Origin of the sequence: Actinokineospora pegani, from assembly GCF_009745975.1 — a bacterium.
In the GTDB taxonomy this organism is placed as follows: Bacteria; Actinomycetota; Actinomycetes; order Mycobacteriales; family Pseudonocardiaceae; genus Actinokineospora; species Actinokineospora pegani.
Window position 1 is genome coordinate 15601 of record NZ_WHOL01000117.1, and the last position, 16436, is coordinate 32036.

A 16436-nucleotide genomic window follows, 5' to 3' on the forward strand; every position below is an offset into this window, starting at 1 on the left:
GGAAACCGGGTCCGCCCACCCGCCCGGCGGCCGCCGCGCGAATTCAGGGTCGATTTCGGGGTTTCCCCCGTTCCCCGCGCCCGCTGGTCCGGCAGACTGTCGGACATGGGTCTGATTGCGCTGATCGTGGTCATCATCGCCGCCATCGCGGTGGTCGGGAACGTGGGCTACCTGGCACTGCTGGGGTCCGCGGCGAACAAGAAGGGCGCCAGCGGGTCGGCGGTGTCCCGGGACGTCAAGGCGCAGTGGCCGGTGGCGGGCGCCGCGGCGGCGGGCACGCTGGTCGCGTGGCTGTTCTCGGCGGGCGGCACGTTCCTGGACGTGCTGGCGGTCATCATCGGCGGTGCGTCGGCGGTGGTGGCCTCCAACTCGCTGTCGAAGGTGCGCAGGCGCTACGGCAACCAGAACTGACCCGCTAATTCACACGAAGGTGTGATCTAGGGCCGGACCGAGCCGCCGGACGTGCGATCGGCAGGCAAATGACCGACGCTGCCCGCATGCCTGAGCGCAGGGCGAGACCCGGCAGGCACCGGCTGACCGAGGCGCCACCGCGCTTCCCGGAGCACGATCCGGACAGCGCGGGCCTGGACGACCCCTACCCCGCAGCCGCCTTCCCCGCGGTGGACCCCGACCCCGGGTGGGACGGGGTCAACCCGTTCGCGGACACGCTGGTGCTGCCGACGCCCGTGCTGCTGGTCCCCGACGAGCCGGCCGGGCGGCGCACGCCGACCGGCTTGGCCAAGTTCGACCTCGGCCACGTCCCCGCCTCGGTCACCGCGCCGCGCTCGTGGCGGCGGGCCGCCTGGTTCTCGGTCGGCGCCTCCGCGCTGGTGGTCGCGGGCATGGCGTGGGCGGCGGTGGCGCTGATGAGCGCGCCGCGCGAGCCCGGCCGGGTGGACGCGCTGCCCGGCCTGCCCAGCGGCGTGCCGCTGGTCGTCCCCAACACCACGAACCCGCCCGGGCAGATCTCGCGGCCCCGCTCCGAGCGGTCGACCGCGCCGAGCACCACCGGGCAGGCGAGCGCGCCCCCCGCGCCCAGCCCGAGCGGGACCGCCGACGGCGCCCCGGTCCCCACCGGCTCCCGCCCCGCCGACCCCACCGCCCCAACCGGCTCCGCGGGCCCCACCGCCACGACGTCCGCGCGCCCAGCCGCGCCCACGCGCACGACCGTCCACAGCCCCGTCCTGCTGGCCCAGGAAACCGACGCGCAGGCCATGGGCGACCGCACCGAGCAGTACTTCCGCCAGGTGGCCGAGAACCCCGCCGCGGCCTACGAGCTGACCTCCGGGTCGATGCGCCGGGCCGGGCCGCAGGCCATCGAGGCCAGGTACGCCGCCGTGGAGCGGGTCGACGTGCAGAGCATGGTCATCGACCCGGCCCGCGGCACCACCACGGCGACGCTGCGGGTCACCGGCGAGGACGGCAGCGTGTCCACCGTCGACCGGCGGCTCACCTTCACCAGCGGCGCGGACCCGAAGATCACCTCCGAGCGACCCGGAAGTTGACCCGCGGTCGCGACTGGCAGGATAGAAATGATCGCGGAGAGTCATCCTTGCTCTGTTGGAGTGAATTTGACCGTCAGTTATCTCCCCGATCAGGTGAACCGTCAAGAAAGACTGGTGTAGCGGCCACCATCCCGGTACGAGTGACGCTCATCAAGACGTGATGCCTGACACCGACAGCGGAGGGCGACTGGCAGTGGACCGTCCGAAGACCGGCAGCCCGGGGCGGCGCAGACCGCGCACCGGGGCGGTCCGGGCAACGGAGCTCATCGGTGTGCGCCCGCGGGCGGGCGCGGGTGGCGATCCCCGGTCGGTCGACCCGCGCGAGCAGCCGACCGCCACCCAGCCCGCGGTGATCGATCTCGCTGGCGTCCTCGGCCACCCGCACCCCGCCGTCGACGAGCAGGCCACCGAGCAGTTCACCAGGGTCGTCGACGCGCAGGCGGCGCAAGCGGCGCCGGTCAGGCGGTCCTCACGCGCGAGCCGGGTCGCCCAGGCCTCCGTGCTCGGGATCGCCGTGGTCGCGCTGGCGGGCGCGGTGACCGCCGCCGCGATCGTGGCCGACCAGCGCGCGGGCTCCGACGGGCCCCCGCCCCCGGCCTCGCGGATCACCGGGGAGCGGGCGCTGCTGCCCGACCAGCTCAGCGCCGCCCTGGCCGGGACCAGCCCGCCACCGGCCGCGACCGGTGACAGGCCGTCCGTCGCGGCGACCGACCCGGGCACCGACCCGGCGCGGTCGAGCGCGACGCCCCGGCCCGTGGTCCGCCCGGACGACCTGGTGCGCGAGTTCTACGGCCTGGTCCGCACCGACCCGGCCGCCGCCTACGAGCTGCTCGCGGGCGACCGGCTGGGCACCGGGCCGGAGGAGTTCGACGCGGCGTTCCGGTCGGTGGTCGTGCGCCTGGAATCCGCCGAGCTGACCGACCGCGGGGTGCTGGCCGTGCTGACCATCACGTCGGCGGACGGGACGCACCTGCGCATCCGCCAGCTACTCACCGTCAGTCCCGGCGTCCCGCAACAGATCACCGGCGTCGAGCTGGTGGCCGCGCAGTCGAGCTGATCACCTGTCGCGTCCTCCGCCGCGGGGCCATTGTGACAACATGTAGCCGTTGGTCCACCTGCCCGGCGCGTTCGGGACTGCGTTCGTGCGCGGTGCGTGAGGGCCTAACCTGGACCAGTCGGACACCCCGTCGGACGGCGGCGCGCCCGGCGTGCGCCGACCATGGCGCGCCGGGAGTCCGGACCATGTGTCGTAGGGCCCGAGCGTCGCGCGGGCGAGGGAGGTTCCGGTCGGGATGAGCGAGGAACGCCGGCTGATCGCCGGGCGCTACCGGCTGGATCGGCGCATCGGCAGCGGTGCGATGGGCGTGGTCTGGCAGGGGCACGACGAGCGCCTCAACCGCGCGGTGGCGGTCAAGCTGCTGCTGCTGCCGCCCGGCCTGCCCGAGGAAGAGGCCGACGAGGCGGTGGCCCGGTGCATGCGCGAGGGCCGCATCGCCGCGCGGCTGCACCACCCGAACGCCATCGCGGTGTTCGACGTGGTCGACGACGACGGCGTGCCGTGCCTGGTCATGGAGTACCTGCCGTCGGAGAGCCTGGCGATCGCGCTGAACGAGCGCGGCCCGCTCGAGGTGACCGAGGTGGCCAGGATCGGCACCCAGGTGGCCGCCGCGCTGGCCGCCGCGCACGCCGCCGGGATCGTGCACCGCGACATCAAGCCGGGCAACATCCTGCTCGGCGACGACGGGCACACCGTCAAGATCACCGACTTCGGCATCTCCCGGGCCACCGACGACGTCACCGTCACCAAGACCGGCCTGATCGCGGGCACCCCGGCCTACCTGGCCCCCGAGGTCGCCATCGGCCGGGAGCCCGCCGCGGCCTCCGACGTCTACTCGCTCGGCTCGACCCTCTACGCCGCGGTCGAGGGCGAGCCGCCCTTCGGCCTGAGCGAGAACACCCTGGGCCTGCTGCACGCGGTGGCCTCGGGCAAGATCAACGACCCGGTCCAGTCCGGTGCGCTGACCGACGTGCTGATCGCGCTGCTGGCCCCCGAGACCGCCGACCGGCCGACCGCGGCCAAGGCCCGCGACCTGCTGGCCGCCGTGGCCAGGGGCGAGCGCCCCACCGTGCCGCCGCCACTGGCCGCACCCGCGCCGGACGACGACGCCACCAGGCTGGTCGGGGCGGGCGGCGCCACCGGCAGGCTCGACTCCCCGGCGACCCGCAGCAGGCCGGGCACCATCGCCGCGGCCCCGCCGCCCACCGCGGCCAAGTCGGCGCGACCGCTGGTGTTCGCCAGCGCCGCCGTGGCCGCGATCCTGGCCGTCGGCGCCTGGGTGATGATCAACTCCCAGGACGACGCCGCCGACACCCCGACCTCGCCGACGAACCCCAACCAGGTGCCCGTCGTGACGACCGCGCCCACCACGACGACGACGTCGACGACGACCCGACCGCGGCCGATCCCCGAGGACACCCCGACATCCACCCCCACCCCCACCTCGACCCCCACCTCGACGCCCCCACCGCCGCCGAGCACCGCGTCCAGCAAGCCGACGACGCCGCCGAGCAAGCCGACGACCGAGCCCAGCGCGCCGGAGACGACCCCGCCGCCCACGACCCCGCCGCCCACCAACCCGGGCGGCGGCGGGGACGGCGGCACGGGCAGCGGCTCAGGCAGTGGCACGGGCAGCGGCAATGCCAACAACGTGGCCAACCCCCAGTCCCCCTGAGCCAGGAGCCTGAATGACCAGCGAGCAGATCTTGGTCGCCGGGCGCTACCAGCTCGGGACGCGCATCGGCGCGGGCGCGATGGGTGTGGTCTGGCAGGCGCGCGACACCCGGCTGCACCGCACCGTGGCGGTGAAGCAGCTCTTGGCCCAGCCCGGCGTCAGCGAGGAGCTCAACGAGGAGGCCCGGCTGCGCGCGATGCGCGAGGGCCGGATCGCCGCGCGGCTGGCGCACCCGAACGCGATCACCGTCTACGACGTGGTCGAGCACGACGGCGAGCCGTGGCTGGTCATGGAGTACCTGCCGTCCAAGAGCCTGGCGACGGTGCTCAACGAGCGGGAGACGCTGCCCCCCTCGGAGGCGGCGCGGATCGGCGCCCAGGTCGCCGCCGCCCTGGTCGCCGCGCACGCGGCCGGGATCGTGCACCGCGACGTCAAGCCCGCGAACGTGCTGCTCGGCGAGGACGGCACCTCGGTCAAGATCACCGACTTCGGCATCTCCCGGGCCACCGGCGACGTCACCGTGACCGCGACGGGCATGCTCGCGGGCACCCCGGCCTACCTGGCCCCGGAGGTCGCCAAGGGCGAGCAGCCCACCTCGGCCGCCGACGTGTTCTCCCTGGGCTCGACGCTCTACACCGCGGTCGAGGGGCACTCGCCGTTCGGGCTCAGCGACAACACGCTCGCGCTGCTCTACGCGGTGGCGGCGGGCAAGGTCACCCCGCCGCGCCAGGCAGGTCCGCTGACGGCGCTGCTGATGCAGCTCCTGCGCGCGGACCCGACCGAGCGCCCGACGATGACCGAGGCCAAGGACGCGCTGACGGCCGTGGCCGCCGGTCGACCGCTGCCCGCGCTGGCCAACCAGCGCACCGAGCCGTACGCGAAGCCCGCAGGCCCACCCCCGCGCCCGGCAGCGCCGAGAACGGCCGTGGTCGCGCCGGGCACGCCACCACACGGCCACCCCGGCACGCGCCTGGACGTCCACCCGTTCGCCGAGTCCGCCCCCTCCGGCCCGATGGCGGCGGTGCGCGCCCCCCAGGCCCAGCAGCGGCCACCGCAGCAACAACGCCCCCCGCGCCCTCCCGTGACGCCCCCGGGCGGACAGCGGGTGGCAGCCCCACCCGCCAAACCCCACACCAAGCGCGACACGCGCGCGGTCGTGCTGACGGTCCTGGCGATCATCGCCGCGATCCTGGTCGGCATCCTGGGCGCGACCCTGCTCGGCGGCGGCAAGGACGCCGCCCAACAGCCCCCCGCGGGCCTCCCCGCCCCGTCGACCACCTCGTCCCCGCAGCCGGAGGAAACAACCACCACCCGCTCGACGACCACCACGACCTCGTCGTCGACGACCACACCCTCGTCCACCACCCCGCCAAGCTCAACCACGCCCTCTGCGGACTACGAAACAGCCGTCCGGGCCTACTACGACCTGCTCCCGGACAACACCGAAGACGCCTGGAAGCTGCTGACCGACAAGGCGCGCAAGAAGTCCAAGAACTACGAGGGCTTCAAGAAGTTCTACGACAGCCTCGAGTCCGTGGAGCTGGTGAACATACGCGCCTCCGGCACCAAGGTAGCCGCCAAGGTCAAATTCACCCCCAAAGACGGCAAACCCTCCATCGAGCCCTACGTCTACTCCCTGATAGACGAAGACGGCACCTTGAAAATCGACGACTTCTCCGGCCGCTCCAGGCCCCCCGCCAAGGAAGACGACGACTAACCGTCTCCCACCAGCACCACATCCCACTCAAAAGACCGGTTATCCCTGAGCCTCGCCCCAGTCCTGGCCGGCCGTAGCTCCCGCGCGCCTAAGCCCCCCGCAACGCCTCGATAAGCGACACCATCGCGGGCTGATCCCGAGAAGCCTCTCGAACAGCCGCATAAATGCCCCGAACCGGCTCCGGCTTGGCAATCCGACGAACCACCACCCCTGGATGCACAGCCCCCAACCCCATCCGGGGAATAAGAGCCACCCCCAACCCCGCAGCGACGAAGCCCTGAGTAGTGGCGAAGTCCGCCCCGTCGACCGCGAAGTCGGGAGTGAAGCCCGCACTGGCGCAAGCGTCGAGAACGATCCGCCGACACGGCCCCGGCGAGCACTCAGCGTCGATCCACTGCTCCTCAGCCAGCTCGGCGAGGTCGATGACGCGCTTGCCCGCCAGCCGATGACCACGCGGCAACACCGCCCGATACGGGTCGTCCAGCAACGGCACGAACTCGACACCGCGCGGCGGGGCCGGGTGGCTGTGGACGCTGATGGCCAGGTCCGCGCGACCGTCCACCACCTCCGGCAGCGGGTCTCGCGCATCGACCAGCTTGAGGTCGACGCGGACACCCGGGTGCTCGGCGCGCAGCTTGGCCAGCGCGGGCGGGACCAGCGCCGCACCCGCCGAGGCGAAGAAGCGCAGCGACAGGTTCCCGGTGCGCCCCGCGCGCAGGTCGGCCAACGCCGTCTCGGTCTCGGCGAGCTGGCGGCCGAGGACGGCGGCGTGCTCGGTGAGCAGCCTGCCCGCCGCCGTGGGCCGCACGCCGCGGCCGACGCGTTCGAGCAGCGGCAGCCCGGCCTCCTTCTCCAGGGTGGCGATCTGCTGGCTGATGGCCGAGGGCGTGCGGCCGAGGTTCGCCGCCGCCGCGGTGACCGAGCCGCTGGTCACCACCGCGCGCAGGACCTGCAGCCGGCGGACGTCGAGCATGTAGCAGAGCTTAAGCGTTGCCGCACAATTTATTCACTTGTCCTGTTGATGATCGCTGCGGCAACGTGGGCGCCAGACAACGGACCACGGTGGAGGTTGCGGTGACCGGCGGACGCGGCACTCTGGTGCGGATGGGCGTGCTCGCGCTGCTGTGGGGCTCAAGCTTCCTGTGGATCAAGCTCGCCCTGCGGGGCCTGCCGCCCACCTGGATCTCGACCGGGCGCTGCGTGCTCGGCGCGCTGGTGGTGCTCGGCATGTGCGCGTGGGGCAGGCACAAGCTGCCCGGCACCGCCCGCGCGTGGGGCCACCTGACCGTGGCGGCGTTCTTCGGCAGCGCCGTGCCCTTCCTGCTCTTCGCCATCGGCGAGCAGACCGTGGACTCGGGGGTGACCGGCGTGCTCAACGCCACCACCCCGCTGTGGGCGCTGGTGATCGGCCTGCTCATCGGCACCGACCGCGGCCTGTCCCCCATCCGCCTCGGCGGCCTGCTGGTCGGCTTCGCCGGGGTGGTGCTGATCTTCGCCCCGTGGCACGTGTCCGGTCTGACCAGCTTGGGCGCGGTGGCCATCCTCGCGGGCTCGGCCTCGTACGCGGTCGCCTACGCCTACGTCGCCCGCCACCTGTCCAACCGGGGCACCACCCCCATCGCCCTGTCCGGCGCGCAGCTCGCCGCCGCCGCGGGCCTGGGCGTGTTCACCCTGCCCTTCGGCGACACCACGGCCCTGGACATCACCCCGACCGTCCTCATCGCCATCGCGGTCCTGGGCGTCCTGGGCACCGGCGTCGCCTTCGCCATCAACTACCGCCTCATCGCCGACGAGGGCGCCACCCAGGCCACGACCGTGGGCTACCTGCTGCCGGTGGTCTCGGTGCTGCTCGGCGCGGTGTTCCTGGACGAGGCGCTGACGCTGCGCGTGGTCGCGGGCATGGCGGTGGTGCTGGTGGGCGTGGCGATGACCAGGGTCACCAACCGGCCCAAGCCGGTGGCCCCCGTCGACCCGGCGCTACACCAGCCTGCGGTCTGAGGCCCAGCGCGACAGCTCGTAGCGGTTGGACATCTGCGTCTTGCGCAGCACGCTCGACACGTGGGTCTCGACCGTCTTGACCGAGATGAACAGCTCCGAGGCGATCTCCTTGTAGGCGTACCCGCGCGCCAGCAGCCGCAGCACGTCGCGCTCGCGCGGGGTCAGCAGGTCCAGCTCGGGGTCGTTGATCGGGGCGGCGCCGGGGCGGTTGGCGAAGGCGTCGAGGACGAAACCGGCCAGGCGGGGGGAGAACACGGCGTCGCCGTCGGCCACGCGCAGGACGGCGGTGACGAGTTCGGCGCTGGAGATGGTCTTGGTGACGTAGCCGCGGGCGCCCGCGCGGATGACGGCGATGACGTCCTCGGCGGCGTCGGAGACCGACAGGGCCAGGAACACCACGTCGGTGTCGGTGGCCCGGACGCGGCGCAGGACCTCGGCGCCGCCGCCGTCGGGCATGTGCACGTCGAGCAGGACGACGTCCGGGCGGTGGCGGGCGATGCCCGCGACGGCCTCGCCGACGCCGCCCGCCTCGCCGACGACCTGCACGGCGTCGGTGATGGTGTCCAGCTCGGCCTTGACGCCCGCGCGGAACATGCTGTGGTCGTCAACCAGGAAGACCCGGACCCGGGGCTTGCCTGCGGGGGTTTCGGCGCTCATGGGCTCACTTTCGTCCGCGGCATGTGGAGCTGCACCTCGGTGCCCTCCCCCGCCGCTGTGCGCAGCCGGACCGCACCGCCGTGCCGCTCCATCCTCCCGTGGATGGAGTCGGCGAGGCCATGCCGGTCTCCCGGGACGGTCTCGGGGTCGAACCCCTTGCCCCGGTCGCGGATGAACACCGTGATCTTGTCCTCCTCGACCTCGGCGTACACCGACACCTCGGCGACCTCGGCGTGCTTGGCGGCGTTGACGATGGCCTCCCTGGTGGCCAGCACGACCGGGCGCAGCCGGTCGTCGAGGGGGCAGTCGCCGACGAGCACCGGGGAGACCTTGATGGCGAAGGTGTCCTCGACCTCGCCCGCGATCCGGTTGACCGCCTCGGACAGGGTGTCCTCGGGGACCCCGGGCCGGGCGCCGTAGCCCGCGGGCCCGTACAACCAGCTCCGCAACTGGCGCTCCTGGCCGCGGGCCAGCCGCAGCACCTCGCGCGGGGCCTCGGACTGCTTCTGGATCAGCGCGAGCGTCTGCAGCACCGAGTCGTGCAGGTGCGCGGCGATCTCGGCGCGCTCCTCGGTGCGGATGCGCGCGGTGCGCTCCTCGCCCAGGTCGCGGACCAGCCGCAGCCACCACGGCACGGACAGCAGGCCGACCCCGATCAGGGCGGCGAACACCGCCAGCAGCGCGAACTGGACCTGGTCCAGGCCGATGCTGCGGAGCAGGAAGATCACGATTCCGGCGACGACCAGCAGCGCGCCCGCGCCCACCCGCAGCCCGGCCGCGCGGCCCCCGCCGAGCAGGGCGCCCTTGACCTTGCGCCGCTGCGCCTGGTCGGCCTCCCACCACACCAGGGCCGTGCCCACCAGGGCCACCCCGATGCCGCCCGCCACCCAGGCGTTGACCATCCCGGAGAGCGTGCCCATCCCCACCGACAGCCCGGCGCCCACGGCCACCAGGCCGAACGCCTGCTGCCGCTCCCGCGCGCCGACCTCGGGCGCGGGCCGGTCGGAGGGGGCCTGCTGGCCGAAGGCCCAGAGCAGGCCGTAGGCGGCGACGCCCGCCCCGCCCAGGGCGGCGAGCAGGGCGAACGCGATGCGCACCCAGAGCACGCGCACGTCCAGGTGGTCGGCGAGGCCGCCCGCGACCCCGGCCACGGCGCGCCCCTCCCTGCGCCGGTAGAACCGCAGGTCCTCCGGTTCCGCCACCTCGGTGGCCGCGCGCTCGATGCGGTCGATCTCCGCCTCCGGGGCGTGCAGGAGTTGGGTGCTCACCCAAGGATGCTCACACGCGCGCGCCCGCGCCACATCGGGGTTCAACCCTGAGACTCAGTTCAGGGTCGCTCCCGGATGTGCCGGGGCGGGCGGGCGGACAGAGTGGTCACCGTGAGTGGGACACAGACGCAGGGCGTGGAAGACACGCTGAAGGACTTCTGGGCGACCCGGCCGAGGCGGCCCCGCAGGGGGCGCAAGGTCGCGGGCGTCGCGGCGGCGATCGGAGACCGCTACCGCATTGATCCGGTCATCGTCCGGGTGGCGTTCGCCGTGAGCGCCTTCTTCGGCGGGGCGGGCGTCGCGCTCTACCTGCTGGGTTGGCTGTTCTTCGCCGAAGAGGGCGACGAGGCCTCCGCGGGCGAGGCGCTGCTGGGCAAGGGCCGCAGCTCGGTGTCGACGCACCTGGCCGTCGTGCTGGCCATCGCGCTGATCCCGGCGGTGAGCTGGTTCCTGGACCGGGACTTCACCGGGTTCGTCGGCGCGGCGGCGGCGCTGGGGCTGCTGTTCCTGCTGCACCGCAACCGCGGGCACCTGGGACCGGTGCGCACCTACGAGCCGACCGCGACCGACAACCACCCGCAGCCCGCCCGGCGCCCGGCCACCGGCGAGCAGCAGGCCGGGGTGGACCAGTCCGACCAGCCGCGGCAGCCGCCCGCCTGGGACCCGCTGGGCGCCGCGCCGTTCGCCTGGGACCTGCCCGAGCCGGGGCACGCCCAGCAGGACGACGAGCCGGAGCCGAGCCCCAAGCGCAAGTCCCGGGTGGGCGCGCTGACCCTGGTCGCCATGCTGGTGGCCTGCGTGGCGACGGCGGTGTTCGGCCTGAGCTGGGCGGACGGCGGCGCCCGGCCCATGATCGGGGTGCTGCTCGCCGTGCTGGGCGCGGGCATGGTGCTCGGCGCCCTGCGCGGCGGCGGCCGGGGGCTGATCTGGCTGGCGGTGCCGCTGGCCGCGCTGGGGATCGCGACGACCGCGCTGCCGGACCAAGCGCGCTTCAACGGCTTCGGCGAGATCCACACCCGGCCGACGTCGCTGGAGCAGGTGCAGTCCGAGTACCGCAAGTCCGTCGGGGAGGTGAACGTCGACCTGACCGGTCTGCCCGCCGACGGCGAGGTCACGACCTCGGTCGGCGCCGACGTGGGCACCGTCGTGGTGACCGTGCCGCGCACCGCCGACGTCCGCGTGAGCTGCACGACCGGGGTCGGCGACGTGGCCTGCCTCGGCTCGCAGGAGAGCGGCCCCGGCGCCGCTGTCCGCGACCAGACCGACCTCGGCGACGACGGCGAGGGCGGATTGAAGATCAACCTGACCGCAGCGGTGAGCGGTCCGGGCAGCGTGGAGGTCCGCCGTGGCTGAGCAGAGGCAACGCACCCGTCCCGACTGGCTGCTGCTGGTCCTGGGCCTGCTGACGATGTGGGCGGCGGCGTCCGTCCTCACCGACGGGGGGTTCTGGATCCCGGGCTTGGACGGCCGGTGGCTGCTGGCCGCGCTGAGCGTGGTGGTGGGGCTGGGTCTGCTGGCGAACTCGCGGCAGAAGAGGAGCTAGCGGGACTGGTCGACAGGGGGGCCACTCACGGGAAGGCCCGGTCGTCACGGACGACCGGGCCTTCCCGCTTGCTCAGGGGCTCATTCCCACTCGATGGTGCCCGGCGGCTTGCTCGTCACGTCGAGCACGACCCGGTTGACCTCGGCCACCTCGTTGGTGATCCGGGTGGAGACGCGCTCGAGCACGTCGTAGGGCAGGCGCGTCCAGTCCGCGGTCATGGCGTCCTCGCTGGACACCGGGCGCAGCACGACCGGGTGGCCGTAGGTGCGCCCGTCGCCCTGCACGCCGACGCTGCGGACGTCGGCGAGCAGCACCACCGGGCACTGCCAGATGTCGCGGTCCAGACCGGCAGCGGTCAGCTCCTCGCGGGCGATCGCGTCGGCGGCACGCAGGATGTCGAGCCGCTCGGCGGTGACCTCGCCGATGATGCGGATGCCCAGGCCGGGGCCGGGGAAGGGCTGGCGGTGCACGATCGTCTCCGGCAGGCCCAGCTCCAGACCGACCCGGCGCACCTCGTCCTTGAACAGCGCGCGCAGCGGCTCGACCAGCTCGAAGTCCAGGTCGTCGGGCAGGCCGCCGACGTTGTGGTGGCTCTTGATGTTGGCCGCGCCGGTGCCGCCGCCGGACTCGACGACGTCCGGGTAGAGGGTGCCCTGGACCAGGTAGCGGTACTTGTCGCCGCCCGCCTCGGCCTGCAGGTCCAGCTCGGCCTGCTCGAAGACGCGGATGAACTCGCGACCGATGATCTTGCGCTTCTCCTCCGGGTCGGTGACCCCGGCCAACGCGTCCATGAACCGCTCGCGCGCGTCCACGGTGACCAGGCGGACGCCGGTCGCGGAGACGTAGTCGCGCTCGACCTGGGCCCGCTCGCCCGCGCGCAGCAGGCCGTGGTCGACGAACACGCAGGTCAGCCGGTCGCCGATGGCCTTGTGCACCAGCGCGGCCGCCACCGCGGAGTCCACCCCGCCGGACAGGCCGCAGATCGCCTTGCCGTCGCCGACCTGGGCGCGGATGCGCTCGACCTGCTCGTCGACGATCGAAGCGGTGGTCCAGCGCGGCTTGACCCCGGCGATGTCGTGCAGGAACCGGCGCAGCACCTCCTGGCCGTGCGGGGAGTGCCCGACCTCGGGGTGGTACTGCACGCCCGCGAACCGGCGCTCGGCGTCCTCGAAGGCCGCCACGGGCGCGCCGCTGGAGGACGCGGTGACGGTGAAGCCCTCGGGGGCCTTGGTGACGCAGTCGCCGTGGCTCATCCACACCGGGTGCCGGGCGGGCAGGTCGTCGTGCAGCACGCCCCCGTCCGCGGCCAGGTCGGTGCGGCCGTACTCGCGGGTGCCGGTGTGCTCGACGGTGCCGCCGAGGGCGCCCGCCATGGCCTGGAAGCCGTAGCAGATGCCGAAGACCGGGACTCCCGCGGTGAACAGCGCCGGGTCGACCGCGGGGGCGCCCTCGGCGTAGACGCTCGACGGGCCGCCGGACAGCACGATCGCGGCGGGGTCCTTGGCGAGCAGCTCCTCGACCGGCGCGGTGTGCGGGACGACCTCGGAGTAGACCTGCGCCTCCCGCACCCGGCGGGCGATGAGCTGCGCGTACTGCGCGCCGTAGTCGACGACGAGGACCGGCTTCTCGTCAGCCATGTGTCTCCTATCTCAACGGGGAAGCCAAGTACGGGCAACTCGTGCCGGCACACAGCGACCCGCAGGGGCAGCGTCGTGTGCCGACCGGTCCCTCCCTGGGTTTCTCTCCCGGAGATGCCTGCCAGCGCTGGTGTCCGCGCTGGTTTTCCGTGACGCTCGAACCAGACCCGCCCGGGGGGCGGCGGAACCCTAGTCACCATCATCGGTCAGCTTGGCCGAGCATAACTTGCCCGGGTACTGGGCCGCCCGGGGCTGGGTAGGGCCTGTCCCAGGGGCCCAGGGATAGCAGAGCTTTTGTGGGGTGTGGTGGTGGGCGTTGGGTGAGGTGGGCTGGGGGCGCGGCAGGTGTGGAAGCTGCGTGGGGTGGGGGGAATGGTGGAGAGCTGGGTGGGGTGGATGTGGGTGCCGGGGCGGGGAGTGGACGTGGGGCGTGGCGAGCCTTGGGGGGCTGGGCGGCTTACGGTGGGGGTATGAGCGTTGAGGACACCGCTGTTGCGCCTAAGCCGCGTCCGTTCTGGGTGGCTGGGAGGCCGGAGACCGGGGAGGAGACCCTGGTCGTGCGTCACCCGTACGACGGGACTGAGGTGGCCACCGTGTCGGTGCCCTCGCCCGATCAGGTGGAGCGTGCTGTCGCTGCTGCGGCTGGCGTGGCCAAGGCGTTTCGGTCCAGTCCGGCGCACGTGCGCGCCTCGGCCCTCGAGCACGTGTCGACGGCGTTGGCCGAGCGGCTCGACGAGGTCGCCGAGACCATCACGGCGGAGAACGGCAAGCCGCTCAAGTGGGCCGAGGTCGAGGTGCACCGGGCGGTGTCGACGTTCCGGTTCGCCGCCGAGGAGGCCCGCCGCCACGTCGGCGAGTTGCAGCGGCTCGACACCGATCCCGGCGGCGAGGGCAGGCTCGGCCTGATCCGGCGTCGTCCGCGCGGGCCGGTGCTGGCCGTGGCGCCGTTCAACTTCCCGTTGAACCTGGTGGCGCACAAGGTCGCCCCCGCCCTGGCCGTGGGCGCACCAGTGATCGTCAAGCCCGCGTCGGCCACCCCGCTCTCGGCGCTGCTGCTCGGCGAGATCCTGGCCGAGACCGACCTGCCCGACGGCGCGTTCTCGGTGCTGCCGGTGCGCGGCTCGCAGATGTCGTCCCTGGTCGAGGACCCGAGGTTGCCGGTCATCTCGTTCACCGGCTCCACCGGGGTCGGCTGGGGCATCATGGACTCCGCGCCGCGCAAGCACGTGGTGATGGAGTTGGGCAGCAACAGCGCCGCCATCGTCTGCCCGGACTGGCCGAACCTGGACACCGCCGCCGCGCGCATCGCCACCTTCGGCAACTACCAGGCGGGCCAGTCCTGCATCGCCGTCCAGCGCGTCATCGTCCACCGCGACGTCGCCGATGCCTTCGTGCCCAAACTGGTCGCCGCCGTCGAGGCCCTGCGCACCGGCAACCCGCACGACCCCGACGTCGAGGTCGGCCCCCTGATCGACGAGGACAACGCCGAGCGCGTCGCCACCTGGATCACCGAGGCCCAGACCGCGGGCGCCAAGATCCTCACCGGCGGCACCCGCGACGGCGCCACCGTCGCCCCCACCGTCCTGACCGACGTGCCCGCCGACGCCAAGGTGTCGTGCGAGGAGGTCTTCGGCCCGGTGCTCGTCGTGTCCACGGTGGACTCGGTGGACGAGGCGTTCGAGCTGGCCAACTCGACCGAGTACGGGTTGCAGGCCGGGATCTTCACCCGGGACGTGCACCTGGCCTTCCGCGCCGCCGCCGAGATCGAGGTGGGCGGGTTGATCGTCGGCGACGTGCCGTCGTTCCGGGCGGACCAGATGCCCTACGGCGGGGTGAAGGGTTCCGGGACGGGCCGGGAGGGCATCCGGTCCGCGATGGACGACTACACCGAGGAGCAGACGATGGTGTTGACGGGGTTGGAGCTCTAGGGCGTGTCCTAGGCCCGGATTCCCTGCTCGAACGCGAAGACCCCGTCCGGGTCGTACCGCTGGGCCACGGCCCGGAGCCGGGGCGCGTTGTCGCCGTAGTAGGCGGTGAGCCAGTCGGGCATGGCGGCATCGATGTAGTTGACGTAGGCGCCGCTCGCACCGAGGGCGGCCAGGCCGTCGCGGACCTTGGCGACCGAGTTGGTGTTGCCGCCCTTCTGGTAGATCTGCGCGGAGGCAAGGGCTTGCCGGTGCGGGAAGGCGGTGTCGGCGGGGGCGGTCTCGGCCACCGCGCCGCCGAGGCTGTCGATGAGGATGTCGAGGTCGGTGGTCCCGTCGAGCAGGGCCACCGCGGCGGTCGGGTCGGGGAGCGGGCGGGCGAGCACGCGCGAGGAGGCCGTGAAGGTCCGCCGGGTGACGTCCTCGCAGGCGGTGCACCCCGCGAAGTGGCGCATGGTGGCGAGGTAGTCGCGGCTGGTCCGGGTTCCCCGGCCGCCGGTGAGGTCGCGGATCAGCGGAGCCAGGTCCGCCCCGCCCCCGACGAAGCAGCCGCCGACGCGGGCAGCGGGCCCGGAGCTGAGCACGATGTTCGACCACAGCTCGGGCGGGTTCCCCGGCACCCAGTCCTGCCAGGTGGCCAGCAGGTCGACGGCGTTCGAGGTCGTGTGGTCGAAGGTCGTCAGCACGGGCGGCGCGGGGTGGGTCCGGAAGGTGAACTCGGTGGTGATGCCGAAGTTCCCGCCACCCCCACCGCGCAACGCCCAGAACAGGTCGGGCTCGCTGTCCGCCGAGGCCGTCCTGAGCCGCCCATCAGCGGTGACCACCTGGGCCGCGATGAGGCTGTCGCAGGTCAGGCCGTACTTCCGCCCCAGCACACCGAGCCCGCCGCCGAGCGTGAGCCCGGCGATGCCGACTGACGGGCAGGTGCCTCCGGGAAGCGCGCGCCCACGCGCGGCGAGGGCGGTGTAGACGTCGATCAGCCGGGCGCCCGCCCCGATGGTGGCGGTGCCGTCTTGGCTGACCGTGATGGCGTTGAGGCCCCGGACGTCGACGATCAGGGCGTTGTCCTGGGCGGAGTACCCGGCGAAGCTGTGGCCGCCGCTGCGCGCGGTGATGGGCGTCTGGGAGTCGCGGGCGGTGCGGACGCAGGCTTGGACGTGCCCGGCGCTCGCGGGACGGGCGACGGCGGCGGGGGCGCGTTTGTCGAAGGCCGGGTTGTAGAGCCGGAAGGCGGTGGTGAAGTCCGCGTCGGCGGGGAGGGCGAGGGCGCCGTCGAGGGATCGTTTGAGCGCGTTCCAGTCGGGTGGCGCGGGCGTTGTCGTCGTGGCCGGCGGCGGGGGTGTCGTGGTGGTGGTCGGCTTCTGGTTGGGCGTTCCCGTGCAGGCCGTCGCCGTCCACGCTGCGGCGCCCGCGAGGGTGGCGCGCAGCAGGGTCCTCCGATCCATTCAGACCTC

General features: G+C 73.4%; 14 protein-coding genes. 9 read left to right on the forward strand and 5 right to left on the reverse strand.

Annotated features, from left to right (window positions below; all coding sequences use genetic code 11):
* Positions 1 to 105: 105 nt before the first annotated feature.
* From GCL84_RS24145 to GCL84_RS24165, 5 genes are all read left to right on the forward strand, one after another.
* Complete coding sequence (locus tag GCL84_RS24145) at positions 106 to 411, forward strand: hypothetical protein (RefSeq protein ID WP_156757841.1); 306 nt, start codon at positions 106 to 108, stop codon at positions 409 to 411.
* An 86-nt stretch (positions 412 to 497) separates the two neighbouring features.
* Positions 498 to 1505, forward strand: coding sequence for a hypothetical protein (locus tag GCL84_RS24150; RefSeq protein WP_156757842.1), 1008 nt, complete (start codon positions 498 to 500; stop codon positions 1503 to 1505).
* Between the two features lie 193 nt (positions 1506 to 1698).
* Positions 1699 to 2562 (forward strand): hypothetical protein, encoded by an 864-nt coding sequence (locus tag GCL84_RS24155; RefSeq protein WP_156757843.1) that lies wholly within the window; start codon positions 1699 to 1701, stop codon positions 2560 to 2562.
* A gap of 235 nt (positions 2563 to 2797) precedes the next feature.
* A complete protein-coding gene (locus tag GCL84_RS24160) occupies positions 2798 to 4237 on the forward strand; it encodes a serine/threonine-protein kinase (protein ID WP_156757844.1) in 1440 nt (479 codons plus the stop codon).
* Positions 4238 to 4250: 13 nt separating this feature from the next.
* Positions 4251 to 5954, forward strand: a complete 1704-nt coding sequence (locus tag GCL84_RS24165; protein WP_156757845.1) for a serine/threonine-protein kinase — start codon at positions 4251 to 4253, stop codon at positions 5952 to 5954.
* Positions 5955 to 6042: 88 nt separating this feature from the next.
* Here GCL84_RS24165 and GCL84_RS24170 read toward each other — a convergent pair whose 3' ends face one another.
* Positions 6043 to 6927, reverse strand: a complete 885-nt coding sequence (locus GCL84_RS24170; protein ID WP_156757846.1) for a LysR family transcriptional regulator — start codon at positions 6925 to 6927, stop codon at positions 6043 to 6045.
* A gap of 131 nt (positions 6928 to 7058) precedes the next feature.
* Between GCL84_RS24170 and GCL84_RS24175 the strand changes: the two genes are divergently transcribed.
* On the forward strand, positions 7059 to 7952 hold the full coding sequence (locus GCL84_RS24175; protein ID WP_156758104.1) for a DMT family transporter: 894 nt from the start codon (positions 7059 to 7061) through the stop codon (positions 7950 to 7952).
* Here the strand turns inward: GCL84_RS24175 and GCL84_RS24180 are convergent.
* Both GCL84_RS24180 and GCL84_RS24185 read right to left on the reverse strand, forming a co-directional pair.
* Complete coding sequence (locus GCL84_RS24180; protein WP_156757847.1) at positions 7932 to 8609, reverse strand: response regulator; 678 nt, start codon at positions 8607 to 8609, stop codon at positions 7932 to 7934. The two genes, GCL84_RS24175 and GCL84_RS24180, sit on opposite strands and share 21 nt — an antisense overlap.
* Positions 8606 to 9877 (reverse strand): PspC domain-containing protein, encoded by a 1272-nt coding sequence (locus tag GCL84_RS24185; RefSeq protein WP_407924430.1) that lies wholly within the window; start codon positions 9875 to 9877, stop codon positions 8606 to 8608. Before GCL84_RS24185 ends, GCL84_RS24180 begins: the two co-directional genes overlap by 4 nt.
* A gap of 135 nt (positions 9878 to 10012) precedes the next feature.
* Here GCL84_RS24185 and GCL84_RS24190 point away from each other — a divergent pair, with 135 nt between their 5' ends.
* Positions 10013 to 11230 carry a PspC domain-containing protein gene (locus tag GCL84_RS24190; protein ID WP_235926664.1) on the forward strand — a complete coding sequence of 406 codons (1218 nt, stop codon included), beginning with the start codon at positions 10013 to 10015 and terminating at the stop codon, positions 11228 to 11230.
* The gene (locus tag GCL84_RS24195) at positions 11223 to 11420 is read left to right on the forward strand and encodes a hypothetical protein (protein ID WP_156757849.1); all 198 of its coding nucleotides are present in this window, start codon (positions 11223 to 11225) and stop codon (positions 11418 to 11420) included. The genes GCL84_RS24190 and GCL84_RS24195 overlap by 8 nt, the downstream gene beginning before the upstream one ends.
* An 80-nt stretch (positions 11421 to 11500) precedes the next feature.
* Here the strand turns inward: GCL84_RS24195 and guaA are convergent, their stop codons facing one another.
* On the reverse strand, positions 11501 to 13057 hold the full coding sequence (gene guaA / locus GCL84_RS24200; protein WP_156757850.1) for a glutamine-hydrolyzing GMP synthase: 1557 nt from the start codon (positions 13055 to 13057) through the stop codon (positions 11501 to 11503).
* Positions 13058 to 13527: 470 nt separating this feature from the next.
* On the opposite strand from guaA, the gene GCL84_RS24205 reads away from it, so the two are divergent.
* Positions 13528 to 14985 (forward strand): aldehyde dehydrogenase family protein, encoded by a 1458-nt coding sequence (locus GCL84_RS24205; protein WP_156757851.1) that lies wholly within the window; start codon positions 13528 to 13530, stop codon positions 14983 to 14985.
* An 8-nt stretch (positions 14986 to 14993) separates the two neighbouring features.
* Here the strand turns inward: GCL84_RS24205 and GCL84_RS24210 are convergent, their stop codons facing one another.
* Positions 14994 to 16427 carry an FAD-binding oxidoreductase gene (locus GCL84_RS24210; protein WP_156757852.1) on the reverse strand — a complete coding sequence of 478 codons (1434 nt, stop codon included), beginning with the start codon at positions 16425 to 16427 and terminating at the stop codon, positions 14994 to 14996.
* Between the last annotated feature and the right edge of the window lie 9 nt (positions 16428 to 16436).

Excerpts from the sequence above, each read along its gene's own strand:
- GCL84_RS24145 (WP_156757841.1), top strand. The coding sequence starts at position 106 with ATGGGTCTGATTGCGCTGATCGTGGTCATCATCGCCGCCATCGCGGTG.
- GCL84_RS24150 (WP_156757842.1), top strand. The coding sequence starts at position 498 with ATGCCTGAGCGCAGGGCGAGACCCGGCAGGCACCGGCTGACCGAGGCG.
- GCL84_RS24160 (WP_156757844.1), top strand. The coding sequence starts at position 2,798 with ATGAGCGAGGAACGCCGGCTGATCGCCGGGCGCTACCGGCTGGATCGG.
- GCL84_RS24165 (WP_156757845.1), top strand. The coding sequence starts at position 4,251 with ATGACCAGCGAGCAGATCTTGGTCGCCGGGCGCTACCAGCTCGGGACG.
- GCL84_RS24170 (WP_156757846.1), bottom strand. The coding sequence starts at position 6,927 with ATGCTCGACGTCCGCCGGCTGCAGGTCCTGCGCGCGGTGGTGACCAGC.
- GCL84_RS24175 (WP_156758104.1), top strand. The coding sequence starts at position 7,059 with ATGGGCGTGCTCGCGCTGCTGTGGGGCTCAAGCTTCCTGTGGATCAAG.
- GCL84_RS24180 (WP_156757847.1), bottom strand. The coding sequence starts at position 8,609 with ATGAGCGCCGAAACCCCCGCAGGCAAGCCCCGGGTCCGGGTCTTCCTG.
- guaA (WP_156757850.1), bottom strand. The coding sequence starts at position 13,057 with ATGGCTGACGAGAAGCCGGTCCTCGTCGTCGACTACGGCGCGCAGTAC.
- GCL84_RS24205 (WP_156757851.1), top strand. The coding sequence starts at position 13,528 with ATGAGCGTTGAGGACACCGCTGTTGCGCCTAAGCCGCGTCCGTTCTGG.
- GCL84_RS24210 (WP_156757852.1), bottom strand. The coding sequence starts at position 16,427 with ATGGATCGGAGGACCCTGCTGCGCGCCACCCTCGCGGGCGCCGCAGCG.